The following is a 24,839-nucleotide window of genomic DNA, read 5'->3' on the forward strand; positions in this document are numbered from 1 at the left end:
GGCCACCGGGGGCGTGACGTGCCCTCCAGCACGTCACGCCCCCGGGAGATTGACTGCCCGCGTTCGCTCAGGCGGCGAGCGCCGCCACGGGCTTCGCCTTGGCTGCCGAACGGGCAGGGAGCACCGAGGCCAGAACTCCGGCGATGACCGCACCGGCGGCGCAGGCCGCCACGTAACCCCACGGCACCACGAGGTGCATGTCCCCGACTCCGGAGAGCACGATGCTCGAACCCGCCCAGCCGTAGACGAGGCCGGCCACCGTGCCCAGGCCCGTGCCCACCACGGCGAGCAGCACGCCTTCGACAACCAGTGAGCCACGCAGTTGACCTCGCGTCATTCCCACCGCACGCAGCAACGCATGCTCGCGGCGGCGCTCGATCACGGAGAGCGAGAGCGTGTTCGCCACACCGATGACGGCGATGACCACCGCCACACCGAGCAGGCCGATGATGACCGCGAGCAAGGTCTCGATGACCTGGTCGAGTGCCGCCCGTTCTGCGGCCTCCCCGCTCACCCAGGGCGCGGCTCCGCCCGAGACCTCGGCCACCGCGTCCTGGACGTCACGGACCACGTCGAGCTCGTTGGCACCGTCGGCGATCCGCAACCAGGCGTGCGCCGGTGCGATGTCGGGAGCCATGGTGTCCATGTCCTGCGCGGACACCATCATGGGGAAGGAGCGCGACGTGTCGATGTCGACCTGGAGCTCCACCTCGGTCGCTTCATCCGCTGCGGGGGCCTCGGCGCTGCCCACCCGGAAGGTGATGCTCTCGCCATCGCTCACACCGAGCCACTCAGCGTCATGCTGATCCATGCGGACCGTGCCGGTCTCGAGGTCGGGAAGGAAGGCCGGGTCCCGGATGACCTCACGCAGGTCATCGGTGACCTCGAAGACCTCGAAGAGCGAGGACTCCGAACCATGGTCGACCTCGACGGTGACCGCTCTGCGCGTGGCGATCTGCTCGATCCCCTCGACCTCCGACATCGCCGTGAGCTGAGCGTTGCTGAGCTCGGGGCCCGGAGACGACACCGCGATGTCGACCGGGAAGTACGACAGCAACTCGTTCTCCAGGGTCGCCCGCGCGCTTGCGGCTCCGGTCGCCACCATGACCACCAGACCGACGCCGATCAGGAGGGCGGTCGAGGTCGCCGAGGTCCGGCGCGGATTGCGCGCGCTGTTCGCCGTCGCGAGGCGCACGGTGGCCCGCGACCGACCGGCCAGGCGAGCCCAGAGGCCGCCTGCCACACGAATGATCGCGGGGACCATGAACACCGCACCCACGAGGACGCCAGCAAGCGAGAGCATCCCACCCAGGACGCCGACAGCCAGGGAGAGCAGCATGATGTCACCGCTGTCGGACACCGAGGAGAGCACGACCGCGCCCACGAGCATCAGCGTGCCCGGGATGCCCAGCAGCAGCGCGAGGACGAGCCGCAGCGTGCTCCCACCGCGACGCAGAGCCGGTACTTCGGCCGGTCGGAGTGCGGAGATGGGAGCCACCGCGGTGGCAGCCTTGGCCGGCGCCAAGCCCGCGATCACCGTCACCAGAGTTCCCGTGAGAAGCGGCACCAGAATCGTGGCCAGCGACGGCGAGACCACCGCGGGGATCGGGATCCCCAGATCCTGCGTGCCGGCCACCGCCAGTGCGATCTGGCCGAGGCCCAATCCCAGCAGGATCCCTCCGATCGATGCCAGCACACCGACAGTGAGCGCCTCGACGAGGACTGAGCGCCGGATCTGGGACCGCGTGGCGCCCACGCAACGCAGGAGCGCGAGGGTGTGGCGCCGTTGCGCGATCAGCACTTGGAAGGTGTTCGCGATGACCAGGCCCGCCACGAACATGGCCACGGCAGCAAAGGCCAGCACGAAGCCCACCAGCATGCGCGTGTCACCCGTGAAGTCCGCCGCACGCTGCTGGGCGACCTCATGCACGGTGCGCACGTTGGCCTGGTCCCCCATCGCGACCGAGGCGGCCTCGGCGGCGGCCTGATCGCCAACTCCCGGCGCGGCAACTACCACGACCTCGGTGTACTCCACAGGGGCGTCGCCGCCACTCTGCTCGAGAGCCGCCCACTCCTCGGCCAGGGAGCGGTCGACGACGACCGGGGAGAGGATGGAGTTGATCGCCGGAGGGTCGGCGACGATGCCGGAGACGCGCAGATCCTCGCTGACGTCCTCCAGGGAGTCTTCGGAATCAACCTCCGCGGAGGCGCCGTCAGCCGGGTAGAACTGCACGCTCAGCGTCGCAGTCCCGCCCACCTGCCAGCTCTGATCAGCAGCCGGACCCAAGCCCAGACGGCGAGCACTCGACTCGCTGAGCGCGACCTCACCCGGACCCGGCAGGGCGCCGGCGATGACCTCGAAGGGATCGAGCGCCCCGTGGGCGGGGACAGGCTGGACATTGCCCGAGTCGTTGAGACCGTCGACCTCGATCTGACCGAAGAGGCTCACCGAGCCTTCAGCGTGGTCGATCTCCGGCAGGGCCATCAGAGCCTCGGCGTCTGCGGCGCCGAGTGCGGACGTCTCAGGAGTCACCAGCACATCCGCGTCACCATAACTCGCCGTGACGGAACGGTAGGTGATGTCGGTGATGAGATTGCCGCCGAGCAGAGTGGCCGTCACAAAGGCCGTCGCCACGAGCACCGCGATCGAGGAGGCCACCAAGCGCGGAATCGAGCGGCGCATCTGGGAGAAGGTCAGGCGGATCACCGGGAGATCTCCTCGGTGAGGGCACCGGGCTGGAGGGCCTGGGTGGGAGCGGAACTCTCCGTGCGCAGCGCATCCAGCCCCGCCAGGACGGACTCCGGAGTGGGGTCGGTGATCTCGCCGGCGAGGTGCCCATCGGCGAGAAGCACCACGCGCTGGGCGTAGGCGGCAGCGGCAGGATCGTGAGTGACCATGACGATGGTCTGACCGAGTTCGCGCACGCACGTGCGCAGGAAGGACAGCACCTCGGCCCCCGAGCTGGAGTCGAGATTCCCGGTGGGCTCGTCGGCAAAGACGACCTCGGGCCGGGTGATCAGGGCGCGGGCAATGGCCACCCGCTGCTGCTGACCGCCGGAGAGCTGTGAGGGCCGGTGGCTCAGCCGGTCACTGAGACCGAGGATGTGCGTGAGCTTGTCGAACCACTCGCGATCCACCTTGGTGCCGGCCAGCTCGCACGGCAGGGTGATGTTCTGCTCGGCCGTGTACATCGGCAACAGGTTGAAGGCCTGGAAGACGAACCCCACCCGCTCGCGGCGCAGCAGAGTCAGCCGCTTGTCATCGAGTGCGGTCACGTCCGTGTCCCCGAGCAGGACGCGGCCACCGGTGGGGTCATCGAGACCGGCAAGGAGATGCATGAGCGTGGACTTGCCGGAGCCGGAGGGCCCCATGATGGCGGTGAACTCCCCCGCCGCGAACGCGACATCAACGCCGCGCAGCGCGTGGACTTCCGCGGCGCCACTGCCATACGTCTTGGTCAGGGAGGTGGCCCGGACGGCGATAGTGCTGGACATGAGCACTCCTTCTACGGTGCAGCGGGGACTCTCCCCGGCTCTGCCCTCGACGTTACGGAGCCGTGCCGGCGTCGTCGTCGGGCCCGGGGATGGTTCCCACGTACGACTCGGGGTGGATGGCCGATGGGCTCGCGGGGGCGGTTGGTGCGGATCCTTGGCGTTTGTGCTCATTCATCGTCGCTTTGGGCCCCGAGGATCCCGGTCAGAGCGACGCGAAGCGAGCACAAACGTCGAGGGGGAACAGGCGGACCCGGGGGCGTGCGTCGTGGGCGCCGTGGGGACGTGCGCGCCGGGGGCTGGGGGCTATGCGCCGGGTTTGACCAAGCCTGTCTCGTAGGCGATCACCACGGCCTGGACCCGGTCGCGGGCATTCAGTTTGGCGAGCACCCGGCCCACATGCGTCTTCACGGTGGCCTCAGCGACGTAGAGCTCTGCCGCGACCTCTTGGTTGGAGCGGCCCTTGGCCATCAGGACCAGAACCTCCCGCTCTCGATCCGTGAGTCCGTCGAGGACCTCACTACCGGTGCGCTGCTCGGCGGGTAGCCGGGTGGCCAGGTGCTCGATCAGGCGCTTCGTCGACGACGGAGCGATGACCGCATCGCCGCGGTGCACAGTGCGGATGGCCTCGAGCAGCTCCTCCGGAGGCGCGTCCTTGAGCAGGAACCCCGACGCACCGGCCCGGATGGCATGCAGGACGTACTCGTCCAGATCGAAGGTGGTCAGGATGATGACCTTGGGCCCTGTCGTCTCCTCGGCTGGCAGCTCCGCTCCCGCCGGACCGCGCCCGGGCGCGGTCAACTGCTCCGTGGCCGCGAGCCCGTCCATGGAGGGCATCCGCACATCCATGAGCACCACATCCACTGGGTGCGAGGCGAGCAGCCGGAGCGCCTGAGCCCCGTCACCCGCCTCCACCACAACCTCCATATCCGGCTGGGAGCCGATGACCATCGAAAAGCCGGCACGCACCAACTGCTGATCGTCGACGAGGGCGATGCTGATGGGCTGCTCGGTGGTGGTCACATCAGGCTCCTGGGGTCGGGGCGGGCAGGGGAATCACCGCGTGGATCCGGAAACCGCCACCGGGTCGCGGGCCAGCGGTGAGCGTACCGCCGTGGATCTCGGCACGTTCCCGCATGCCCAACAGACCCTGGCCCAAGCCATCGGGAAGCGTGGCAGCGCCACGCCCATCGTCGTCAATTTGCAGGATCAAGGCCTCAGAACGCCAGTGCTGCGCCACGGTCACCCGGGCATTCGGCCCCGCGTGCTTCATCGAGTTCGTGAGCGCTTCCTGCACGATCCGGTAGACCGCCAGCCCCACGCCGGCCGGTAGCGAACGCTCGGGCCCGGTCCGCACCACGGAGACGGCGAGCCCGGTGCTCTTGACCTGGGCGACGAGCCCGTCGATGTCCAGATGCCCCGGCTCTGGCCGCACCGGCGCCGCACTTCCAGCGTCGTCCGGGGAACGATCGTTCTCCGTGCGCAGCACCCCGAGAACGCGCCGCATATCCGCCAGAGCGTCCCGGCCGGTGGTCGAGATGGTCTCCAGTGCTCGGGCGGCCGCCTCAGGATCGCTCTGCGCGGCGTACCGGCCGCCGTCGGCTTGAGCGATGACCACGGACAGGGAGTGGGCCACGACGTCGTGCATCTCCCTGGCGATGCGGGTGCGCTCAGCGGTCGCCGCCAGGCGGAGTTGCTGCTCGCGCTCGATCTCCAGACGGCGAGCATGCTCCTCCAGGGAGAGAACACGCTCGTCGCGCACCCGCAGCACCATCGCGAGTGCCCAGGTAGCCAACACCACGGCTGAGACGGCCAAGCTAGTGGCAATCACCTGACCGACGGAGTATCCCCACGGGCTGGGGCCGGTGAGGAGGCCAATCATGGCCGCGCCGATGAGCGCACCGATCAGACCCGCCCAGCGGGCACTCCGTTGGGTCGAGCGGGTGAAGCGAGTGACCGAGTACAGGGCGACCAGCACCAGGAGGTCGCTGGGCAGGATCGGCGCGCCGGCAAGGTAGTGCACCAGCGCCGCGGCATAGATCACCGCGGCGGACGTCGCAGGCCTGGTGCGCCGCCAGGCCACGGCCACGCACTGCGTCAGGGAGCAGACGGTGATGATGGTGACGAACAGCAGCGGGGGCAGCGGCGCCTCGAAGGCGTAACCCGTCCCCGTGCCCAGGATGAACCCGGTGGGCATCAGCGTCAGGAACGCCAGCACCGCCAGGGCCAGGTCGATGGGGAAGAACCAGCGGGGATTGCGGAGCGCGCCGACCACCCGTGCCGGGAAGGATCTCGGCTCGTATCCGGAGGTGCTGCTGGCAGTGGTCACGTCACCAGCCTAGGGAGGCCCGCCCCCATCCTCCGACCAACCCAGGACCGGGACCTCGGACTCGACCTCTGCGACCGGAGTCGGATTCCGGCTGCGACTCCAGTACGAGACCGATGGCCACCCCTGAAAACCGGACGCCGTGAACTCACCCACGGCGGAGGTGCGGTCGGCACCGGAGTACCGGCAAGCAGGATGCCACCGCACCGGCGTGCGGCTCAGAGCACCGCTTTGAGGAACTCCTGCGTGCGCTCCAGTTCCGGCTCGGAGAACATCTGCGCCGGGGGCTTGTCCTCGATGATCCGGCCCTGGTCGAACATCAGCACGCGGTGGGAGACCTCGGCGGCGAACTGCATCTCGTGGGTGACCAGCAGCATGGTGATGTCGGTGTTCTCCGCCAGATCGCGCAGGACGCCGAGCACCTCCCCCACCAGTTCCGGGTCGAGTGCGGAGGTGACTTCGTCGAGCAGGAGCACCTCGGGATCCATGGCCAGGGCCCGGGCGATCGCGACCCGCTGCTGCTGGCCGCCGGAGAGGCGGCTGGGGTGGGCGTCGGCCTTGTCGGAGAGGCCCACCTGGTCGAGTAGCTCCAGGGCGCGGTGCTTCGCCTCGGCCTTGGAACGCCCGAGCACGTGGATGGGCGCCTCGGTGAGGTTCTCCAGCACGGTCATGTTGGGGAACAGGTTGAATTGCTGGAAGACCATCCCGATGCGCGTGGTCATCTTGGCGACGTCGCGCTTCTTGCGCTCCACGCGCTTCCCGCCGCGCATCTCATGCGTCAGGGGCTGGCCGTCGAGGTAGATAAAGCCGCCGGTGAGGTGCTCCAGGGTCATCACCAGTCGCAGGATCGTCGTCTTGCCCGAACCCGATGGGCCGATGAGCGTCACGCGCTCGCCCCGCTCGACCGAGAAGTTCAGGCCCTCCAGGACCGTGTGGTCACCGAACTTCTTCACGACGTCCTCGAACTGCAGGACGGGGCTGTTTGCGGAGGCGGGGTCAGTAGCGGGCAAGGCGCTTCTCCAGTTGCTTCATGAGCAGGTACGTGGGGTAGCTGGCGGCCAGGAAGATCAGTCCCGCCAGGGTGATGGCCTCGGTATAGGCATAGTGCTGACCACCGTAGACCTGGGCCCGCCGGACCATGTCGGTGATGAAGATGACCATCAGGAACGGCGTGTCCTTGAACATCGAGATCACCCAGGTACCCAGCGCGGGCACCACGGTGCGCAACGACTGCGGGATGATCACCTTCAGCCATGTGCGGCCCGGGGACATGGACAGCGCTGTGGCGGCCTCCCACTGCCCCTTGGGGACGGCGTCGATCCCGGAGCGGTAGACCTCGGCCATATACGCGGCGTAGTGGATGCCGAGCACCACGATCCCCGTGGCGAGCGGATCGAAGTTGAAGGCGTAATAGGCGAAGAGTAGCTGCACGACCACCGGTGTCATGCGGATGAACTCCATGAAGCCGTGCACCGGCCAGGCGATCCACGCCGGCGCGAGCTTACGAGTCATCGCCACCACCAGGCCCACCACAGCCGCGATGAGCGATCCGACCACTGTGGCCACCAAGGTGACCTGCAGAAAGGCCTCGAGGAGCTCCGGGAAGACCGCGAAGGCTCGATCCCAGTTCCAGATGCCGCTTGCTTCGTCCTCCATGATCAGCCTCCCACCGTCGTACTGGCAGCAGCAGCCGAGGGTTTGGTGGCCTTGGCGGCGCCCTGGCCAAGACGGCGCTTGGCCGCCTTCTCCAGTGCCGCGGCACCCAGGACGATGAGCATGGCCAACCCGAGGTACATCACCGCGGTCACGCCGTATGCGAAGAACGTGTCACCGGTCGCTTGGCGCAGCTGACCGCCCAGCCAGGTCAGGTCCTGCAACAGCACGATCGAGGCGACGGCGGTGCCCTTGAGCAGCATGATGAAGAGGTTGCTCAAGGAGGGAATCATGATGGCCCAGGCCTGCGGCCAGATGATCCGGCGTAACCGGTGCATCGGCCGCATGCTCAGCGCGGTCGTCGCCTCCCACTGCCCCTGGGGCACGGAGTTGATGGCACCGCGGACCACCTCGGCGGCGTAGGCGCCGTAGTTCAGCCCCAGCGCCAGAATCCCGGCGACGAGCGACTCCAGGCGCCAGCCGAAGAGCGGAAGGACGTAGAACAGCCAGAAGAGCTGAACCAAGAGCGAGGTTCCCCGGAAGAACTCGATGATCGCCCGAGCTCCACCGCGCACCAGGAGATACTCGCTGCGCGCGGTGACGCCCAGGATGATCGCAATCACGAAGGCTAGGGCGCCGCCGCCGAGCGTCAGCTGGATCGTGACCAGCAGACCATCAGCGAAGCTCGGCAGCCGCGCGCCTAGCTCTTCGAAGTTCTCTCGCATTGAGGTTTCGGATCAGGGAAGTTCGCCGGAGCAGAACTCCTCGGCGGTGTACTCCGGGTCCGGACGCTCGTCCTCACCGAAGCCGTACTCGCCCACGACAGACTCGAAGGTGTCGGCGTCGCCGGTGATGTCGACGAGGACCTCGTTGTAGGCGTCACGCAGTTCGGTGTCCTCCGGGCGGAAGACGGTCGCTCCCGGGGAGATCTGCGCGACGAGCTCGCCGTCCTCGTTGGGGATGTCCGCCACGAAGGGGTCGGTGACCTCGATGCCGGCGTCCGGGTTGTTGTCCCACATGGCGTGCAGGGAAGCGCCGGTGAGCGCGAAGACGTCCGCACGGCCACCGGTGACGGCGTCCATCCCGTCCTGCGGGCTGCCGACGTCGAGGGTGTCGATGCCGAGGTCATCGGCGTAGAAGTACTCGACGGCACCGCTCATCACGGCCAGGGTGATGCCCTCGTCCTCCACAGCCGCCTGCACGTCCTGCATGTTCTGCAGGCCGTAGGGGTTGCCTTCCTCGACCATGAGCGAGGTGTAGTACATGATCTCCGGCTCGGAGAAGATCGCCTCTTCGCAACGCTCAGGGGTGATCGACATACCGGCGGCGACGACGTCGAAGCGTCCGGCGTTCAAGCCGGGGATGAGCTGGTCCCATTCGGTGAGCACACCTTCGACGTTGTCGACGCCGAGCTCGGCCCAGATCTCTTCCTGGAGGGCGATGGAGGCTCCGGCGAGCTCTCCGTCGCGGTCCCAGCTGTACGGCTCCTCACCTGCGTAGGCCACGGTGATGGTGCCCTCGTCCTGGAGGGCCTCGAGTGCATCGCCCCCGCCTTCACCATCGGTGGCGGTGCAGGCAGCGACTGCTGCCAGCATTCCGGCGCTTGCCGCGAGTGCGACACCCCGGCGTCGGGTGGTGCTTGTCATCATGGTCCCTTCGGTACGGACGAGGCACAGCCTGTTCGCGCTCGCCGGCCTGGGAGCCTGCGGCGCGCACGGTCACCCCGAGTGGTCATGGTGCGTCCGTAACCGTATGGAGGTCCGAGCGATGCCACAAACAGGCCTTGGCGCCCCGGCTCGACGTTCTCGGGCGGATTCACCGAGAGACCACGGCGGCGTTTTCCGCACGATGGCAAGGCTGCACAGCAGTGACCGCCGCATCCACTGATCCACGATCGGCGGGCCGCCACCCCGCCTGGATCGTTACATTTTCGTAACCTTCATGGCCCATTTCCCGGGCATGCACACCTGCGCCGCCGCGTCAAAGGGCAGGGCAGAGCGCTGGGGACGGCCCGACCGGGCCATGACTCGGGCAGGTCGGGATCGACGGTCCATCCACAATCTGGGGGCATCAGAGGCCTCATCCACAGCAGGAAGCCAGCTAGCTGCGAAGGTGGCACCGCTACGCGACCATCACGACGTGCAGGAAACCGAGGGGATCCAGGGGGCGCTCGCCAGCGCCTGGCATGTGGCGGTGCTCGCCGGGCCGGACACCGGCTGGGTCAGCGCCGTGCCCCACCGTCTCACCCTTGGCCGCGGCGGCCCGCCGGAGGATGCCGAGGAGTCGCAGGCTCGCATGACGCTGCACGACCCGTTGGTCTCGCGCGATCACTGTGCGCTCCGAGTGCGGCGCGGGCACGTCCAGGTCCGCGATCTCGGCTCGGCGAACGGTACCCGCGTGATGCCGGGCCGGCGATGGTGGCCTCCACGGCTGACCGGGCAGCGTCGGGTGACGACCCGGTGGCGCACCATCAAGGACGGAGGACGGCTCACTCTGGGATCAAGCGTGGTCGAGATCCGGCGGCGCCCCGAAGAACTGCGAGCGCCGCGCGCCCCCGAGTCCAGGACGCCGCGCCGCCGCGACTGGATGCGCGTCGCGATGCCCCTGGTCATGTGCGTGGTGATGGTGCCGCTCCTCCTCTCCGTCTCAGCGAGCTGGTGGCGTTGGTTCATCCTGGCCATGCCGCTCGCGATGCTCGCGGCTGCGGTCGTCAGCGGTCGGACTCCGCGTGGCGAGCCCTTGCCGGATCCCGCCACAGTGCTGCTCCTCGCAGCGTCGGGAGCCCAGCCCGCCCCACCGGGTGAGGTGCTGCGAGCTCACCTCCCGAGCGATCGGCCGGCACCCGATGCCTGGCGACGCCGGGCGAAGGCCGTGGTGGAACTCCACGACGGCGACCGGATCGCCCTGGTCGGGCCAGGAGCACCCGCCACGGCCCGTTGGCTGCTCGGCCAACTCGCCACCCACCAGGGCGCGATCGTGCACGGTGCGGAGTCGCTCACCACGACGGCTCACACCCCGACGGCCCGGGGACACGCTGCCTCCCCTGCCGCAGACGAGGACCTCTGGCAGGTGGTGCTCTCCGATCAGATCCCGCCAGCGCCGCGGCGGGTGAGCGCCGGGCGCCGTCGGCACGGTGGGACGATCCACCTCACGGTGGCCGAGGCACTTGAGAGCGTGCCGCACTGGTGCACACGGGTGATGCCAGCTCCTGATTGCCCGATCGAGGCGCCGTGGCTCACCGCGGTGCTCAGCTTCAGTGCGCCCCCCGAGCAGGAGGCGGGTCAGCTTCCGGACGAGGTCACCGTGGAGGAACTTCTCGGCCCGGCCGACCAGTTCGGTATGGCCTGGGGGCGGGAGGGCGCCCGCGCCTCGCTGGGTGCCGGGCCGGGTCTGACTGACCTCGACCTCGCTGCACACGGTCCGCATGCGCTGGTGGCGGGGACCACGGGCTCGGGAAAGTCCGAACTCCTCCTCGCCTGGATGTTGGGGCTGGCCGCCAGCCACTCCCCCACCGATCTTCAACTCGTGCTCATCGACTACAAGGGTGGCGCCACCTTTGGGCGGCTCGCGGAACTTCCGCACACCGCTGGTGTGCTCACGGACCTCGAACCAGCATCCACCGTTCGCGCGGTGCAGTCCCTGCGGGCAGAGGTCCGCCGACGCGAGCGGGAGCTCGCCCGCGCCGGAGTCAAGGACCTGGCGGCCTACCGTGCGCTGCGCGCCGCGGAGCGCGGCCGCAGACCCGGCCCGGCGATGCCGCGGCTCGTGGTGGTCGTGGACGAGTTCCGGGAGCTGGCCGAGTCCCACAGCGAGATCCTTCAGGCACTGGTGCGCCTCGCGGCGCAGGGCCGGTCGCTGGGCATCCACCTCATCCTGGCCACCCAGCGGCCGGGCGGCTCGGTCAGCGGCGAGATCCGAGCCAACCTCACCGTGCGCATCTGCCTGCGCGTTCTGGAGCCGGCAGAGTCCCAGGACGTCGTCGGAGTTCCCGACGCCGCCCATCTGCCTCGCATCCCCGGGCGGGCACTGCTGCGAGCTGAGGGCGCGGCGAGCGAGGTCCAGGCAGCATGGTGCGGCGAAGGCCCATGGCTGGAGGATGCCATCGCCGCGGCCGAATCGGCCTGGCAGCGCCAAGGCCTGGGCCCCCCGCCGCGGCCCTGGGCGCCGGAGCTACCCCTCCGGGTGTCCGCCACAGAGGTCCTCAGTCACGCCGACTCCCGCCCCGCGGTCAGCCCGGACCCTCCTGTCAACACCACCATCGACGCCACCACCGATGCCGGCATCCTGCTGGGGCTTGCCGACCTTCCCGGCGAGCAACGGCTGGCCCCCTGTCGATGGCTCGCCGGCGGGCTCCTCGTGCTCGGCGGGCCGCGCAGTGGCCGCACCACCGCGCTGCGCACGCTCGCCCTCGGCGCTCTACGACACGGCACTGCGGTTCACGTGCTGGCCGCCAACCCGTCGTCGTTCGTCGACCTGCGCGCACCGCGGCTCGGCACCGTCACGGGCTCGAACGATCCACGCCGAGCCGCCCGGCTGCTCGAGGTCATGGGCAGCGACCCCACCACGGCCCTGCTGGTCGTCGATGATGCCGAAACCGTCGCCGACGATCTTGACGCCGTGGCCGGCGCGGGCCAGGGTTCCGCACTGCTCAGCCGGGCGCTCCGCGACGGTCGCCGGCTCGGGCACCACGTCGCCCTCGCCGGACCGCCCTCTCTAGCCGGCGCACGGTGGACGGAACCACTCCGGGACCGGCTGGTGCTCGCACCACGATCGGTGAGTGAAGCGCTGACGGCCGGCGTTCCTCGTGAGCACGCAGACATGGCCGCAGTTCCCGGACGCGCCATCCTGGTGGAGCCGGCGAGGTGCACTGTGCTCCAGGTCGCCGTGGAGGACCGTCATGACCTCACTGGTCCGGCCGACCCGACGGTGCCGCGCCTGCTTCCGATCCCGGCCTCGGTTCCCGCCTCCGCTGTCGCCATGCAAGCCGACGGCAGCGTCGTGCTCGGGCTCGGCGGTGACACCGCCGAGCCCATATCGCTCGACTGCTCGCCTGGTTCGGTGACGCTCGTGATGGGGCCGCCCGGCTCGGGCCGCACCACAGCACTGATGGGCCTGGCTCGGGGGTTGGCCGCGCGCGGCCAGGTGATCCAGCTGGGTCCTGACGGCACGTCGAGCCCGGGCGCGCCGCCCGCCGGTTCTACCGTGGTGCTCGACGACGTCGAACGGTGGGCACCCCATCGCCTCGATGAGCTCGCAGGCACACTCGGTGGATGCACGGTGATCGCTGCAACCCGCACCGAATCGGTGGCCTCCGCCTACCGTGGCGCGCTGGCGGACTGGCGAGCCCGCGCGACGCTGGTGGCCCTGAACCCCGACTCCTCGCTCAAGCGCCTGGTCAGTGCCGACCTCGCCACGGCCATCGATCCGGTGACCCGCAAGCCAGGGCTGGGCATCGTGGTGGCCCACGGCCGTGCCGTTCCGGTGCAAGTGGCCCAGAGGTAGCGGCGCCCGCCGGGAGGACCTACTCCGGCGGAACGGCCGAGTCCGATCGCACTCCGGAGGCGTAGGCACGCGAGGACGGCCACAACACGCCGGCGGCCGTCACCACAGCCAGCACCACACCGACGCCGGCCACAGCGGCCGGAATATCGGGAAGGAGCGCGTAGGCGGTAGCGATCTGCAGGATCTGCCAGGTCACCAGCGGCCCCCGGCCCCATCGCCGCCCCGCCCGCAGCGCGCGGATTCCGGCGCCGAGCAACACGGCGAAACTCGCCAGGGCCAGCGCCAGGGGAATGCCGATGAGATAGGCCCGAGGGCCGATGTCGGAGATGACCGCCGTGACCACTCCGGCGAAAGCGCCGGCGCCCAGCAGCACGATCTCCAGACCGGTTCCCACCGATGCCACCTGCAGGGCCAAAGGTGGGCGGCTGGGCGCCGACGCGTCGCTACTCACACGCGAAATCTACCGGGACGTGGTAACCAAGGGAGAGTAAGGCCCACGCCAAGCCGCGCTTGTGACAATCGGCACGCATGTCACATGCCCGTCATGTGAACGAAACCCTTGTGGTGCTTTTGCCCGCCGTGGAACAGTGGTCGGAGCACACAAAATCCCGGCCCGCCGCCGCGGCACTGCTCGCGCATGCGCAAAGGAGAATCCATGGATTGGCGTCACCGCGCCGCCTGCCTCACTGAGGACCCCGAGCTTTTCTTCCCCATCGGCAACACGGGCCCGGCGCTCGTCCAGATCGAGGAAGCGAAAGCTGTCTGCCAGCGTTGCGAGGTGGTCGACACCTGCCTGCGCTGGGCTATGGAGTCGGGACAAGACTCCGGCGTCTGGGGCGGGTTGAGTGAGGATGAGCGTCGCGCGCTGAAGCGGCGCACAGCCCGAGCTCGTCGCGCCGCAGCCTCCTCCAGTAGCTGAGCTCACGTACCACGGAGCCGCCGGGAAGCCGGCGGCTCCGTGGTCTCTGCACGGCCTTTCGTCGTTGGAGCATTGAGGGTTGGCCGGAACCGAGCGCGTCAGAAGCGGCGCTGCACAGCCGACGGCAGTCCGATCTCCATGCGCAGCTCCACTTCGGTCCCTCCTCCTTCACGCGGCCCCCAGTCGATCTCGCCCTTGAGTTCGCCCTGCACGAGGGTCTGCACGATCTGCGTGCCCAAGCCGCTGAGCACCGCCCCATCGGCGACACCCGCGCCGTCGTCCTGAACGCACACGGTGAGCTCTGGTCCCGACCGCGAGGCGAGCACGCTGACCGTTCCTCCACGCCCCTTCAAGCCGTGCTCGACAGCATTGGACACCAGCTCCGTCAGGACCACGGCGAGCGAGGTGGCGGCGTCTGCTCCCACCATGCCGAAGGTGCCCTCCACCTCGGTGCGCACCGAGGAGTCCGGCGAGGCCACATCGGCAACCAGGCGCAGCAAGCGGCCGAAGACCTCGTCGAAGTTCACCACTTCGTCGAGGTTCTGCGAGAGGGTCTCGTGCACCATGGCGATGGTCGAGACCCGGCGCTCGGCTTCGTCCAGCGCCGCCTTCGTCTCCGGATTAGGACTCCGCCGCGATTGCAGGCGCAGCAGAGCCGAGACCGTCTGCAGGTTGTTCTTCACCCGGTGATGGATCTCCCGGATCGTGGCGTCCTTGGTGATGAGCTCGCGTTCGCGGCGGCGCACTTCCGAGACGTCGCGGCACAGCAGCAGCGCCCCCCGGCGCTCACCGTTCTCGGTCAGCGGTACGGCCCGGATCGTCAGGGTGACGCCGCGAGACTCCAGTTCGGTGCGCCAGGCCGCCCGGCCCATGACCACCACCGCCATCGTCTCCTCCACCGTGGAGTGGTCCTCCACCACGGAGGTGACCACTTCGCCCAGCACCTGCCCCTTGAGCTCACCGATGACGCCGATGCGGTGGAAGTTCGATAGAGCATTGGGGCTGGCGTAGACCACACGCCCGTCGGCGTCCAGGCGGACCAGGCCGTCGCCCACGCGCGGCGCTCCTCGGCGCGACCCGGTCGGGGCGCCCTGCTGCGGGAACTCGCCGCGGGCGATCATGCCGCACAGCACATCGGCGATCTCGATGTAGGAGACATCGAGGCGCGAGGGCACCCGTGACGAGGGCAGGCCCACCTCGCGGGTGAGAGCACCCAGCACCCGGCCCTCGCGCACCACGGGGAGCAGGACCTCACGCATCGGCAGGGAGTCGCGGCCTTGCGGGTCCGCACGCACGTGGATACCGCGGTCGACGATCGTGCGCCGCATGAGATCGCTGCGCACGAGGGACGGGCGGGAGCCGATGATGTCCTGGTAGTGCACCGTCGCGGCGGTGGAGGGCCGGCAGTGCGCGGCCGCCACGAATCCGCCATCCTCATGTTCCAACCACAACACCAGGTCGGCGAAGGCCAGGTCGGCGATCATCTGCCAGTCCCCGGCCAGTTGGTGGAGCCACTCGGCATCGCGAGAGTCGAGATGCGGAGACTGCTGGATCATCTGCGCGAGCGTGTTGGCCACCCGACCAGCGTATCCGCCGCGGGTCTCCGCCTAGGCTGGGGGCATGCGCTTCGCCTCCACAGTCTCCTACCCTCGCGATGCCGGGCAGGTCTCGAGGCTGTATGCCTCAGCCGACTTCGCCCGCGCCAAGCTCGAGGCCACCACGGCCCGCCAGATCGAGGTCACGGTGACCCACGATGGCGAGAGCTTCACGGTGACCACCCAGGGCCAGCTGCCCGCCACCGTGGTCCCGGAGAGCTTCCGCGGCTTCGTGGGTGAGCAGATCGGAGTGCGGCTCGTGGAGGCTTGGGGCCATCCAGGCCCAGACGGCTCGCGTCGCTCGGCCTTCACGCTCATCTTCGACGGCGTCCCCGTCCAGGCGCGCGGCTCGCAGCAGCTGGTGCCGACTCCCGATGGATGCGAGGTCCGCTACGAGGGGGAGGTCAAAGCCTCGATCCCCCTGTTCGGCCGCCGGGTGGAACAGACTGCCGTCGCCGCCGTGGAGCAGGTGGTGGAGACCGAACGCGCTATCGGGCTGGAACACCTCGCCGGCCTGTAAGCCGTGACGCTCTCGCGTCGCGGGGCCATCACCGCCGGCCGATCGTGGCACGATCTCGGTATGCCAGAGACCTCGCAGCAGATCGACACCACCGCTGAAGGGCCGCGAGCGCGCGCGCTCTGGGCGGAGCGCACCGGCACCCGGGAGTACACCGGGCGAAGCTCCCGAGGCGCTGAAGTGCTTATCGGCGACGGCCCTGGGCGCTTCACTCCCGGGGAGTTACTCCAGCTTGCGCTCGCCTCCTGCGCGGGCCTGTCTGCCGACCACCGCCTCTCCCACAACCTGGGTGCGGACTTCGCCGCCACCGCCGGGGTCTCGGTGGAGAAGGTGGAGGAAGAGAACCGATACGGCCACCTCACCGTCGAGATCGTGACCGACCTCTCCGCGCTGAGCGAGGACGAGCGCGAGCGCACCGTCGAACGCGCAGAAGCTGCCATCGAGCGCCAGTGCACCGTGGGCCGCACGCTCTCCGCCGGCGCCGGCCATCGCCTCATCTTCACGGACGAACCGGCCAGCTGATCGAACCGGCCGGCTGACTGAACAGGGCCGCCCAGCGCCGATCGCGCCCATCACCATCGCGGGCTGTTCGCCCAGTGCGAACAGCCCTCTTCGGCGTTAGCACTCACCACCACCGAGTGCTAAAACTCTGTCTAGCGAAAGCTCCCGGCGAGGCACTCACTGCGAGACCTCCCGGGCCGGCCCGGGAGGTCCGGGTCGGAGACTCGTCACGACAAGGTGGTGATCACGATGGCTACTTTTGACGCATTTCGTGAGATGGAGGAGTGGCTCGCTGGCGCCCGCCGCCCTGCCCTTCAGGGCACCGTTGCCATGCCACTCGATCTCTTCCGTCAGGGCGAGAACTTCATCGCCCGCATCGACCTCCCCGGCGTGGATCCGGCAACGATCGACGTCGACGTCGAGGACCGCACCCTGACCATCCGCGCGGAGCGCCAGCACCAGGTTCCCGAGGATGCCCAGTGGCTCACTCACGAGCGCCCCACGGGCACCTTCGCCCGGCAGCTCTCGCTGGGCCAGGGCCTGGACCTGGAGCGGATCGAGGCCGACTACGCCGACGGCGTGCTCAGCCTGACCATCCCGGTCGCCGAGGAGGCCCGGCCTCGCAAGATCCAGGTCAACCACAGCCGCGAGCAGGCACACCTGACGCAGTCCCAGCGCAAGGAGGTCGCCGCCTGAGGCACCCTCAGGTCGCGCACGAGGCGCCCGGGCCACACCGGCCCGGGCGCCTCTCGTCACATGGAGAGCACCGGCGCCGCTCGGCGCGAGTACTGGCGCGCTGCGGTCAGAGCACCCGCAGCCGGCCAGGTGCTGGCTGCGCAGCTGCCGCCGCTCAGGCCAGGGCGCTCGCCACGCGGATGAGGTCCTGGGGCACCGGCTTCGACTTCCCGGCGACCTCAGCCAAGGGAACGAGCACCACGTCCTCGCCGTGCAAGGCGGTCATCACCTCGGAGTGGCCGGTGGAGATGGCATCGACGGCAGCCACGCCGAAACGGGAGCCGAGGATCCGGTCCGAGGGCAGAGGGGTGCCCCCGCGCTGTACGTGCCCCAGCACGGTGACCCGGGTGTCGAAGCCGGTGCGGGTGGCGATCTCTGCCGCGACCTTCTCCCCCACGGCGCCGGCCACAATCTCACCGAAGTCCCCGTACTTCGTCTGCCACTCCATGGAGGTGTTCGCTGCTGGCACTGCCCCCTCGGCCACCACCACGATGGAGAAGTTCGCGTGGGCCCGGTGCCGGTGCCGGAGGTAGGCGGTGATCCTGTCGATGTCGAAGGGTTGCTCCGGAGTCAGCACCACCTCGGCGCCACCGGCAATGCCAGCCTGGACCGCGATCCAGCCGGCTTCACGTCCCATCAGCTCGATGACCATGACGCGGTTGTGGGACTCCGCCGTCGTGTGAATGCGATCGATGGCCTCGGTGGCGATGTGCACGGCCGTCTCGAAACCGATGGAGCGGTCGGTGCCGGCAACATCGTTGTCGATGGTCTTGGGAATGGCCACCACCTTGACTCCCGACTCGGCGACCTTGCTTGCGGCGTGCAGAGTGCCGTCCCCGCCGATACAGATCAACGCCTCAATGCGCTCTGCTTCCAAGGTGGCGTGCACCGCCTCCAGCCCGCCCTCCTGGCGGTGCGGGTGAAAGCGCGCCGTGCCGAGCAGGGTGCCACCGCTGTCGAGCACGCCGCGGATGTCATCGCGGGACATCGGCTGCAGGTCGCCTGAAGCCACGCCCTTCCAGCCATTGCGAAAACCGATCACCGTATGGCCGTACTCCCCCAGGGCATGTTTCACCACGGCCCGGATGGCGGCATTGAGGCCGGGGCAGTCTCCCCCGCCGGTGAGCAGTCCGATGCGCACTGTGCACTCCTTCGATGGTCGATGGGCGTCCCCCTAAGCCTTCCACCTCGAGAGGCGTCTCAGGTTCACCCGACCAGGAGTTGCACCACCGCGATCTTGACGATGATGCCGAGGGCGAACATCGACGCGTAGCCCGACTCCACCCGCTCATCGACCACGCGCGAGGACGCGTAGCTCAGGATCGCGGGCTGGCCTACGAGGCCGGCGAAGGCACCGGCCGAACGCGGAGCGGAGAGCCCGAGCAACCGAGCACCGGCGAGAAAGGCCACGGAGGTGACGGCGATGATCAGCGCGGACAGGATGACCACGCGCAAGCCCGTTCCCGTCAGGGCCTGGGAGGCGAAAGCCTGACCCGAACTCAGGCCGACAGCGGCCAGAAAAAGTAGCAGGCCGATTTGCCGGATGGTGAGGTTGGCGGCCTGTGGCATGCCCCAGACCAGCGGGCCGGTGCGCTCCAGTGCGCCCAGCACCATCCCGATCACCAGCGGACCGGCGGCCGATCCCAGCGCGAAGGTCACGCCACCGGGCAATGGGAGCACGATCAGCCCGACGGCGAGGCCGGCGGACATGCCCAGACCGGTGGTCACGGCATCGACCCCGGAGACCTTGCGTTCGGAGTCGCCGAAGAACTCGGTGACCCTTTCGAGCTGTTCCCGTGGCACGACGGCGAGGACGCGATCACCGAGCTCCAAGCGCAGATCCCCACCGGCGAGGAGATCGAGATCTCCTCGGCGCACGCGGGTGATCACACCGTGGAAGCGACCCGGGATGTCGAGCTCGTCCACCGTGCGGCCGGCCACCCGTTGATGGGAGACCACGAAGCGCTGGTGGTCCACGCTGCGGCGGTCGTGGGCGAGGTGCTCGGGCACCTCGTGCCCCAGATGCGACACGGCAGCGGCGACGTCCCGTTCCGCGCCGACCACCACGATGTGATCGCCGGGCTGCAGTGCCTCGTCGTGCCCGACGACCCGGACTCCGCTCTCACGCGCGAGGTAGGACATCCGCACCGACTGCTCGAGGTACCCGGGCACCTCACTCATCCGGGTGCGGCGCTCGACCTCGGCGGTCACCGCGGTCAGGCCCTCGCTGGCAGCGGACTCGGGGTCTCGCGGGGCCGGCCACTCACGCCGCACCACCAGCGCCACCGCGAGGATCGCGACCAGGACTCCGACCGGGTAGGCCAAGGAGTAGCCGACCGCCGGTTCATCGCTGCCTGCCGCGTCCTGAGCGGCGCCCAGTGCGGGCGTGGAGGTCAGGGCGCCGGTATAGGTGCCCCCGGTGAGCAGGTGGTCCACGCCGAGCAACCGCCCGGCACCGGCGGCCAGCCCGGCCACGGCGACGAGCACGATCAGGCCGAGGATCATGAGCGGATACTGCCGGCGCAGGTCGCGGAGGAACCCCGCCCCGGCGGCCAGGCCGACCGTGTACACGAAGAGTGCGAGCCCGAGCGTCTGCACCAGGGCAAGATCCTCGCCGAGGCGCGGATCGAGCGCGCCGAGGGCCAGGCCCACGAAGAGCGCACCGGCCGCTCCGAAGCGCACCGGGCCGAAGGGGATCATCCCCACCGCGGCGCCGAGGGCGACCACCAGAAAGATCATCAACAGTGGAGAGCTGGCCAGGAGGTCGACGATAGGGCTCACGTGCTGACGGTAGGCCCTGCAGGTGGCGGCGTAAATCCGTCGATCTCTGTGCGGCGCTGTCGTACGGTCAGTCACCGTGCCCCGGAGAGGCCGGCGCCAAGGAGGAAGCATCATGAGTCAGCACAGCAGCGGAGCACCGTCGCTCCCATCGAGCATCGAGGACGCTCTGGCCACGATCCGTGGCCTCGCCGACAACGACGAGTTCTCCGGCCGCGTCCTGGTCACTCAGGGCGAGCAGGTGCTCGCCGATGCCGCCTTCGGTCTGGCGAGCCGCCGCTGGGGCACCCCCGTCACCACGACGATTCGCTTCGATACCGCCTCGATCACCAAACTGTTCACGGCTGTCGCGGTGCTGCAGCAGGTCGATGCCGGCGCGCTGGCCCTGGATGACCGGATCCACGATCATGTGGACCTCTCCGGCACGGCGATCCCCGAGCAGGTCACCTTGCACCACCTGCTCTCGCACACCTCCGGAATCGCCGACGACGCCGATGAGGAAGCGGGTGAGTCCTACGAGGCCATCTGGGAGAACAAGCCCAACTACTCGGTGACCGAGACCGCGGACTTCCTGCCCCAGTTCGTGCACAAGGACCCGGTCTTCGCCCCCGGTGAGGGCTGCCGGTACAACAACGTCGGCTACGTGCTGCTCGGCCTCGCCGTCGAGAAGGTGACGGGCAAGACCTATCGCGAGGTGGTCGCTGAGCAGGTCTTCGCCCGCGCAGGCATGACGGACTCCGGCTTCTTCCACATGCGCGACGCCGTCACCGACGTCGCCGAGGGCTGGGACCCCGTCACCGCCGAGGACGGCACGGTGACGTGGCGGCAGAACATCTACTCCTATCCCCCCATCGGCTCGCCCGACGGCGGTGCGCACGTGAGCGCCGCTGACCTCGCGCACTTCCTCAAAGCCGTGCAGGCCGGTGAGCTGCTCTCGAGTGAACTGACTGAGCAGTTCCTCAGCCCGCAGGCGCTCCACCACACGGATGAGCCCGAAAGCCCCACCGATACTGCCGCGCTGCACTACGCCTACGGCCTGGAGATCGAGCACGACCAAACCGGCCAGGTGCGCTCGTACTACAAGGACGGCATCAACACCGGCGCCTCAGGGATCCTGCGCTACTACCCGCGTCTCGATGTGACCGTGGTGGTGCTGGCCAACAGCGAGGACGGCGCGTGGGAACCGATCGGATCCCTCGATCAGGCCATCTCCACGTACCTCTGAGGCGCGTCAGGGCTGCAGGACGACCGCCCCGTCAGCGGGCAGATCTACGCGATCAAGGCCGAGCCAGCCGGCCGTCTCGGCAAGAGTCTCGGTCAGCGCCGGCATGACCTCACCAGGGTCGGCACCGGGTTCGATGCCGATGCGACGCGCGCGCAGCACTCCGGCCTGACGGTCGCTCTTGAGGTCCACGCGGGCCACGAGCCGCTCGCCCAGCAGGAAGGGCAGCACGTAGTAGCCGTGCACGCGCTGGTGCGCCGGGGTGTAGATCTCCAAGCGGTAGTGGAAATCGAAGATCCGCTCGGTCCGGGGCCGGAACCAGATGAGGTTGTCGAATGGGCTCAGCAGCGTGCGGGCCCGGATCGCGCGGGGCCTGCGCGCCTCGGCGTGCAGGTAGGCGACCTCCCGCCAGCCGTCGACCTCCACCGGTTCGAGGGCCCCTTCGGCCACTAGGGCGGACAGTGCCGGCCGCGCCTGGGCGGCCGAGAGCCGGAAGTAGTCCCGCAGGTCGGTCTCGGTGGCCACGCCCATGGCCCGGGCAGCGAGCCGGATCAGTGCCCGGTGCTCGTCCGCCGCCGGCCGCTCCACGAGCGCCTGCGGGGGGACCACCCGCTCGGCGAGGTCGTAGAGACGCTCGAAGTTCACGCGCCGGGCGGCCGCGGCCTCGCCCGCCCAGAAGAGGTACTCCAACGCGACCTTGCCGTCATGCCAGTCCCACATCTCTCGCGGGCCGGCAGCGCGGGCGTAGCCGAGCTCGCGAGCACGGAGCGGCCCGTCCTCGCGCAGGCGGAGGCGGACGGCCTCGAGCTCGTCCGCGCGCTCCTCGGCGAAGCGCCGCATCCGGCCCCAGGCGCGCTCATCGGCGGCGCGTTTGCGGAAACCGAAGTACTTGTAGGCCTCGGGGCTCAGGATCGAAGCCTCGTGCGCCCAGTACTCCAGAAATTCCGGCGCCGGGCTGCGCGCTGCGTGGGCGGTGAGGCTGTCCAGGAGCGATCGATCGTACGGTCCCAGGCGGGCCAGGAAGGGCAAGTAGTGGCTGCGGGAGAAGACGTTGACGGAGTCGAGCTGGACCACCGAAAGGCGTTCCATGAGGCGGCGCAGGTGCCCGCGGTTCACGACCGGGGGACGTGGCGTGGCGAATCCCTGGGCGCCGAGCGCGATGCGCCGTGCCGCAGCTGCAGTCAGACGAGCCACGCTTCTCCTTCTCCGCCTCCCCTCGTGCGTGCGAGGTGTACCCGTCGATCCTAGAGTGCCGGTATGACACTCGGCCTGATCTGGGCGCAGGCCCACGACCACATCATCGGCGCCGAGGGCTCGATGCCCTGGCACGTCCCCGAGGACCTGGAGCGCTTCCAGGCCATCACCAGCGGTGCCACGGTCATCATGGGCCGGAGCACGTGGGAGTCCTTCCCCGAGCGGCCCCTGCCCCGTCGCCGCAATATCGTGCTGACCCGCAAGCCCGGCTACCAGGCGCCGGGTGCCGAGCTGGCCGCAGACCTGGGTGAAGCGATGCGCGCCGCCGGGAGCGAGACGGTGTGGATCCTGGGGGGTGAGGCCGTCTACGCGGAGGCCATCGAGCACGCCGAGGTCCTGGAAGTGACCGACCTCGATCTTGAGGTGGACGGAGACACCCACGCGCCTGCCATCGACCCCGAGCACTGGGTGCCCGTGGCGCGCGATCCGGATGAGGGCTGGCATCGCTCGCGCAGCAGCATTCCCTATCGCTTCACCACCTACCGGCGCCGGTAGGTGGTGGCGCGCGCGTCGCCGTGCCGGCCGACGCTGAGGCTGCTTGCACACTCGCCCCGCGACCGGGCGGCCCTGCCGCCGGATCAGGTCTTCTCGTGGCTGCTCAGGCGAAGCCGTCCGGCCTCGATCAGCGGAGCGAGGTCTGACAGCGCGAGGACATCCATCGGGCTCACCACGCCCCGGACGTTGGTGCTCCGGGCCAGGAGGCGCCGAGCCACCGCCACGACCATCAGGGCAGTCGCGCCGTAGTCACTCTCGGCCTCGACCTCAAGCGCCCGAGCGGCGCGACGGCCCTGTCGGGAGCCATGCGCCTCGGCGCGCAGGTGCACGGTTTGCGGCGCGCGTGGGTTGTGCCGGGGAGTGAGGTCCACGGTGCTGCGCACCAGGCGCGAGAGGAGTCCGACCCGCTGCAGTGCAGCGATGGCGGCGGTGAAGCTCTGGGAGTCCCAGGCGGTGAAGTAGTTGATCTCGCTCGTGGAGAAGCGCTCACGCAGCAGCTGGCTCTCGTCGTACCGCACCAGGCGCACCGTGGCTTCCCGCCCGCCGAACTGCATGCGCCGGCGTCGGCGGAAGCCCGGGGCCATGCCGCCGGACTTCGGGACCGGCCTGGCCAGGGAAGCCAGCATGTCCCGCACCCCGGCGGGTCCGACATGCGCGTTCGTGCTCTGCAGGAGCCCGACGGAGATCTCCTCGACCTCGTCGAGACCGGCGGCCACGTGGGAAGCAAGGATGCCGCTGAGGCCCGGGTAGAGGCCACACATCACGATGGACGGCGGGCCCTGCTCGCGAAGCGCGCGCCGCGCACTGTCGCGCAGTTCGAGGTGGGGGGAGACATCCAGGCACGGCACAGCCGCCTGCGCACAGACCTGCTGCACCAGCGGATCGATGTGCGGCACCGCCACCACCACGAGGTCCACGTGGGCCGCCGCGCCCTGAAGGCTCCGGCGATCGTTGATGTCGACCGGAATGTCCCCGGGGCGCAGAGGTGAACGGACACCACGCAGCACCTCACAACCAGCCTCCTCGAGCGCCGTGCCGATCTGAGAGCCCAGGGTGCCGGAGGCGCCGATGACGAGCACGCGGGTGCGGGCACTCATGGTGGGGGCCGCTCACCGCGAGAGCTGGAGCGCTGGCCCGGGCGCGCGCGGCAGTCAGGCATGAGGTCTCAGACCGAGGCCAGGCCGTCGATCTCCACGAGCATCTCCGGGCGTGGCAGGCCCACGAAGATCGTGGTGCGCGCGGGGAAGATTCCCGAGGGCACGTGCTCACGCACGAAGGCGTTGTAGGCCTCGTTCATCGCGCTGAAGTGCTCGCGGTCCGTGAGGAAGACACGGAGCGAGACGACGTCCTCGAAGCTCGCCCCACTCGCCTCGACGATCCCCCGCACGTTCTCCAGGGTGCGCGTGGTCTGCGCGGCGACATCGCCCTCGAACAGGTACTCGCCGGTGCCCGGGTCTTGCGGGCCCTGGCCGGAGACCTGGAGAATGCCGCCCTTCTTCACGCCCTGCGAGAACGCCGCCGCGGGCGACGGCGCGCGAGAGGTGGTGACTGCCTGCTTGTCGGTCATGGAGGTGCTCCGCTTCGATAGGTTCTCTGCCGTCGAGGCTAGTGGAGTCCTCGGGCACACTCGACGGGCCATGGCAGAGCGGGACACACGAAGGCCCGGTCCCTCTCGGGACCGGGCCTTCGGATCTGGTAGCGGGGGCAGGATTCGAACCTGCGACCTCCGGGTTATGAGCCCGGCGAGCTACCGAACTGCTCCACCCCGCGTCGGTGATTCCAGGTTACGTCAGGGTGACCTGGGGACCAAGCCGGGAGCGGGTGCCATCACTCACATACGTGCGCACCCG

At 69.3% G+C, this 24,839-nt stretch carries 22 protein-coding genes and 1 tRNA gene; 7 read left to right on the forward strand and 16 right to left on the reverse strand.

Annotated features, from left to right (window positions below; translation table 11 throughout):
• Nucleotides 1-67: 67 nt before the first annotated feature.
• From EDD31_RS01825 to EDD31_RS01860, 8 genes are all read right to left on the reverse strand, one after another.
• The gene (locus EDD31_RS01825; protein ID WP_123302656.1) at nt 68-2,707 is read right to left on the reverse strand and encodes an FtsX-like permease family protein; all 2,640 of its coding nucleotides are present in this window, start codon (nt 2,705-2,707) and stop codon (nt 68-70) included.
• On the reverse strand, nt 2,704-3,495 hold the full coding sequence (locus EDD31_RS01830; RefSeq protein WP_123302657.1) for an ABC transporter ATP-binding protein: 792 nt from the start codon (nt 3,493-3,495) through the stop codon (nt 2,704-2,706). The genes EDD31_RS01825 and EDD31_RS01830 overlap by 4 nt, the downstream gene beginning before the upstream one ends.
• A gap of 303 nt (nt 3,496-3,798) precedes the next feature.
• On the reverse strand, nt 3,799-4,515 hold the full coding sequence (locus tag EDD31_RS01835) for a response regulator (RefSeq protein ID WP_123302658.1): 717 nt from the start codon (nt 4,513-4,515) through the stop codon (nt 3,799-3,801).
• Between the two features lies 1 nt (nt 4,516).
• Nucleotides 4,517-5,821, reverse strand: a complete 1,305-nt coding sequence (locus EDD31_RS01840; RefSeq protein ID WP_123302659.1) for a sensor histidine kinase — start codon at nt 5,819-5,821, stop codon at nt 4,517-4,519.
• 215 nt (nt 5,822-6,036) lie between these two features.
• Nucleotides 6,037-6,828, reverse strand: a complete 792-nt coding sequence (gene ehuA / locus EDD31_RS01845) for an ectoine/hydroxyectoine ABC transporter ATP-binding protein EhuA (protein WP_123302660.1) — start codon at nt 6,826-6,828, stop codon at nt 6,037-6,039.
• Complete coding sequence (gene ehuD, locus EDD31_RS01850; RefSeq protein WP_123302661.1) at nt 6,815-7,474, reverse strand: ectoine/hydroxyectoine ABC transporter permease subunit EhuD; 660 nt, start codon at nt 7,472-7,474, stop codon at nt 6,815-6,817. Before ehuD ends, ehuA begins: the two co-directional genes overlap by 14 nt.
• A 2-nt stretch (nt 7,475-7,476) precedes the next feature.
• Nucleotides 7,477-8,196, reverse strand: coding sequence for an ectoine/hydroxyectoine ABC transporter permease subunit EhuC (gene ehuC / locus EDD31_RS01855; RefSeq protein ID WP_123302662.1), 720 nt, complete (start codon nt 8,194-8,196; stop codon nt 7,477-7,479).
• A 12-nt stretch (nt 8,197-8,208) separates the two neighbouring features.
• A complete protein-coding gene (locus EDD31_RS01860; protein WP_211336030.1) occupies nt 8,209-9,120 on the reverse strand; it encodes a transporter substrate-binding domain-containing protein in 912 nt (303 codons plus the stop codon).
• A gap of 490 nt (nt 9,121-9,610) precedes the next feature.
• Here EDD31_RS01860 and EDD31_RS01865 point away from each other — a divergent pair, with 490 nt between their 5' ends.
• Nucleotides 9,611-12,973, forward strand: a complete 3,363-nt coding sequence (locus EDD31_RS01865) for a type VII secretion EssC family protein (protein ID WP_170163150.1) — start codon at nt 9,611-9,613, stop codon at nt 12,971-12,973.
• A gap of 19 nt (nt 12,974-12,992) precedes the next feature.
• On the opposite strand, the gene EDD31_RS01870 is transcribed toward EDD31_RS01865, so the two are convergent.
• Nucleotides 12,993-13,424 carry a hypothetical protein gene (locus tag EDD31_RS01870; RefSeq protein WP_148058833.1) on the reverse strand — a complete coding sequence of 144 codons (432 nt, stop codon included), beginning with the start codon at nt 13,422-13,424 and terminating at the stop codon, nt 12,993-12,995.
• 204 nt (nt 13,425-13,628) lie between these two features.
• Between EDD31_RS01870 and EDD31_RS01875 the strand changes: the two genes are divergently transcribed.
• The gene (locus EDD31_RS01875) at nt 13,629-13,892 is read left to right on the forward strand and encodes a WhiB family transcriptional regulator (RefSeq protein WP_123302665.1); all 264 of its coding nucleotides are present in this window, start codon (nt 13,629-13,631) and stop codon (nt 13,890-13,892) included.
• A gap of 98 nt (nt 13,893-13,990) precedes the next feature.
• On the opposite strand, the gene EDD31_RS01880 is transcribed toward EDD31_RS01875, so the two are convergent.
• A complete protein-coding gene (locus EDD31_RS01880; protein WP_342768008.1) occupies nt 13,991-15,469 on the reverse strand; it encodes a sensor histidine kinase in 1,479 nt (492 codons plus the stop codon).
• Between the two features lie 43 nt (nt 15,470-15,512).
• On the opposite strand from EDD31_RS01880, the gene EDD31_RS01885 reads away from it, so the two are divergent.
• The 3 genes from EDD31_RS01885 (at nt 15,513) to EDD31_RS01895 (ending at nt 17,201) form a co-directional block, all read left to right on the forward strand.
• Nucleotides 15,513-16,007 carry a DUF2505 domain-containing protein gene (locus EDD31_RS01885; RefSeq protein WP_123302666.1) on the forward strand — a complete coding sequence of 165 codons (495 nt, stop codon included), beginning with the start codon at nt 15,513-15,515 and terminating at the stop codon, nt 16,005-16,007.
• A 60-nt stretch (nt 16,008-16,067) separates the two neighbouring features.
• Complete coding sequence (locus tag EDD31_RS01890) at nt 16,068-16,526, forward strand: OsmC family protein (RefSeq protein ID WP_123304991.1); 459 nt, start codon at nt 16,068-16,070, stop codon at nt 16,524-16,526.
• A gap of 228 nt (nt 16,527-16,754) precedes the next feature.
• Nucleotides 16,755-17,201, forward strand: a complete 447-nt coding sequence (locus EDD31_RS01895; protein WP_123304993.1) for an Hsp20/alpha crystallin family protein — start codon at nt 16,755-16,757, stop codon at nt 17,199-17,201.
• Between the two features lie 154 nt (nt 17,202-17,355).
• Here EDD31_RS01895 and EDD31_RS01900 read toward each other — a convergent pair whose 3' ends face one another.
• Together EDD31_RS01900 and EDD31_RS01905 are read right to left on the reverse strand one after the other, a co-directional pair.
• Nucleotides 17,356-18,381, reverse strand: a complete 1,026-nt coding sequence (locus EDD31_RS01900; protein ID WP_123302667.1) for a 6-phosphofructokinase — start codon at nt 18,379-18,381, stop codon at nt 17,356-17,358.
• A gap of 65 nt (nt 18,382-18,446) precedes the next feature.
• Entirely contained in the window at nt 18,447-19,979 is a 1,533-nt protein-coding gene (locus EDD31_RS01905; RefSeq protein WP_483964259.1) for an aspartate:alanine exchanger family transporter, read from the reverse strand.
• A gap of 154 nt (nt 19,980-20,133) precedes the next feature.
• On the opposite strand from EDD31_RS01905, the gene EDD31_RS01910 reads away from it, so the two are divergent.
• Complete coding sequence (locus tag EDD31_RS01910; RefSeq protein WP_123302669.1) at nt 20,134-21,243, forward strand: serine hydrolase domain-containing protein; 1,110 nt, start codon at nt 20,134-20,136, stop codon at nt 21,241-21,243.
• Nucleotides 21,244-21,249: 6 nt separating this feature from the next.
• Here EDD31_RS01910 and EDD31_RS01915 read toward each other — a convergent pair whose 3' ends face one another.
• Nucleotides 21,250-22,434 carry a winged helix-turn-helix domain-containing protein gene (locus EDD31_RS01915; RefSeq protein ID WP_245990751.1) on the reverse strand — a complete coding sequence of 395 codons (1,185 nt, stop codon included), beginning with the start codon at nt 22,432-22,434 and terminating at the stop codon, nt 21,250-21,252.
• A gap of 63 nt (nt 22,435-22,497) precedes the next feature.
• On the opposite strand from EDD31_RS01915, the gene EDD31_RS01920 reads away from it, so the two are divergent.
• Nucleotides 22,498-22,989, forward strand: a complete 492-nt coding sequence (locus EDD31_RS01920; protein WP_123302670.1) for a dihydrofolate reductase — start codon at nt 22,498-22,500, stop codon at nt 22,987-22,989.
• Nucleotides 22,990-23,072: 83 nt separating this feature from the next.
• Here EDD31_RS01920 and EDD31_RS01925 read toward each other — a convergent pair whose 3' ends face one another.
• The 3 genes from EDD31_RS01925 to EDD31_RS01935 all read right to left on the reverse strand — a co-directional run bounded on the left by EDD31_RS01925 (nt 23,073) and on the right by EDD31_RS01935 (nt 24,759).
• Nucleotides 23,073-24,086 (reverse strand): saccharopine dehydrogenase family protein, encoded by a 1,014-nt coding sequence (locus EDD31_RS01925; protein WP_123302671.1) that lies wholly within the window; start codon nt 24,084-24,086, stop codon nt 23,073-23,075.
• A 68-nt stretch (nt 24,087-24,154) separates the two neighbouring features.
• Nucleotides 24,155-24,556: a RidA family protein gene (locus EDD31_RS01930; protein ID WP_123302672.1), complete on the reverse strand. Its 402-nt coding sequence runs from the start codon at nt 24,554-24,556 to the stop codon at nt 24,155-24,157.
• A gap of 126 nt (nt 24,557-24,682) precedes the next feature.
• Nucleotides 24,683-24,759, reverse strand: a tRNA-Met gene (locus EDD31_RS01935).
• Between the last annotated feature and the right edge of the window lie 80 nt (nt 24,760-24,839).

Source organism: Bogoriella caseilytica (genome assembly GCF_003752405.1).
In the GTDB taxonomy this organism is placed as follows: Bacteria; Actinomycetota; Actinomycetes; order Actinomycetales; family Actinomycetaceae; genus Allobogoriella; species Allobogoriella caseilytica.

Bases quoted from the DNA above. Each gene is read 5' to 3' on its own strand.
- EDD31_RS01890 (WP_123304991.1), top strand. From the start codon at position 16,068: ATGCCAGAGACCTCGCAGCAGATCGACACCACCGCTGAAGGGCCGCGA.
- EDD31_RS01830 (WP_123302657.1), bottom strand. From the start codon at position 3,495: ATGTCCAGCACTATCGCCGTCCGGGCCACCTCCCTGACCAAGACGTAT.
- EDD31_RS01910 (WP_123302669.1), top strand. From the start codon at position 20,134: ATGAGTCAGCACAGCAGCGGAGCACCGTCGCTCCCATCGAGCATCGAG.
- EDD31_RS01895 (WP_123304993.1), top strand. From the start codon at position 16,755: ATGGCTACTTTTGACGCATTTCGTGAGATGGAGGAGTGGCTCGCTGGC.
- EDD31_RS01920 (WP_123302670.1), top strand. From the start codon at position 22,498: ATGACACTCGGCCTGATCTGGGCGCAGGCCCACGACCACATCATCGGC.
- EDD31_RS01885 (WP_123302666.1), top strand. From the start codon at position 15,513: ATGCGCTTCGCCTCCACAGTCTCCTACCCTCGCGATGCCGGGCAGGTC.
- EDD31_RS01930 (WP_123302672.1), bottom strand. From the start codon at position 24,556: ATGACCGACAAGCAGGCAGTCACCACCTCTCGCGCGCCGTCGCCCGCG.
- EDD31_RS01925 (WP_123302671.1), bottom strand. From the start codon at position 24,086: ATGAGTGCCCGCACCCGCGTGCTCGTCATCGGCGCCTCCGGCACCCTG.
- ehuC (WP_123302662.1), bottom strand. From the start codon at position 8,196: ATGCGAGAGAACTTCGAAGAGCTAGGCGCGCGGCTGCCGAGCTTCGCT.
- EDD31_RS01860 (WP_211336030.1), bottom strand. From the start codon at position 9,120: ATGATGACAAGCACCACCCGACGCCGGGGTGTCGCACTCGCGGCAAGC.
- ehuD (WP_123302661.1), bottom strand. From the start codon at position 7,474: ATGGAGGACGAAGCAAGCGGCATCTGGAACTGGGATCGAGCCTTCGCG.
- EDD31_RS01875 (WP_123302665.1), top strand. From the start codon at position 13,629: ATGGATTGGCGTCACCGCGCCGCCTGCCTCACTGAGGACCCCGAGCTT.
- EDD31_RS01905 (WP_483964259.1), bottom strand. From the start codon at position 19,979: ATGATCTTTCTGGTGGTCGCCCTCGGCGCCGCGGTGGGGATGATCCCC.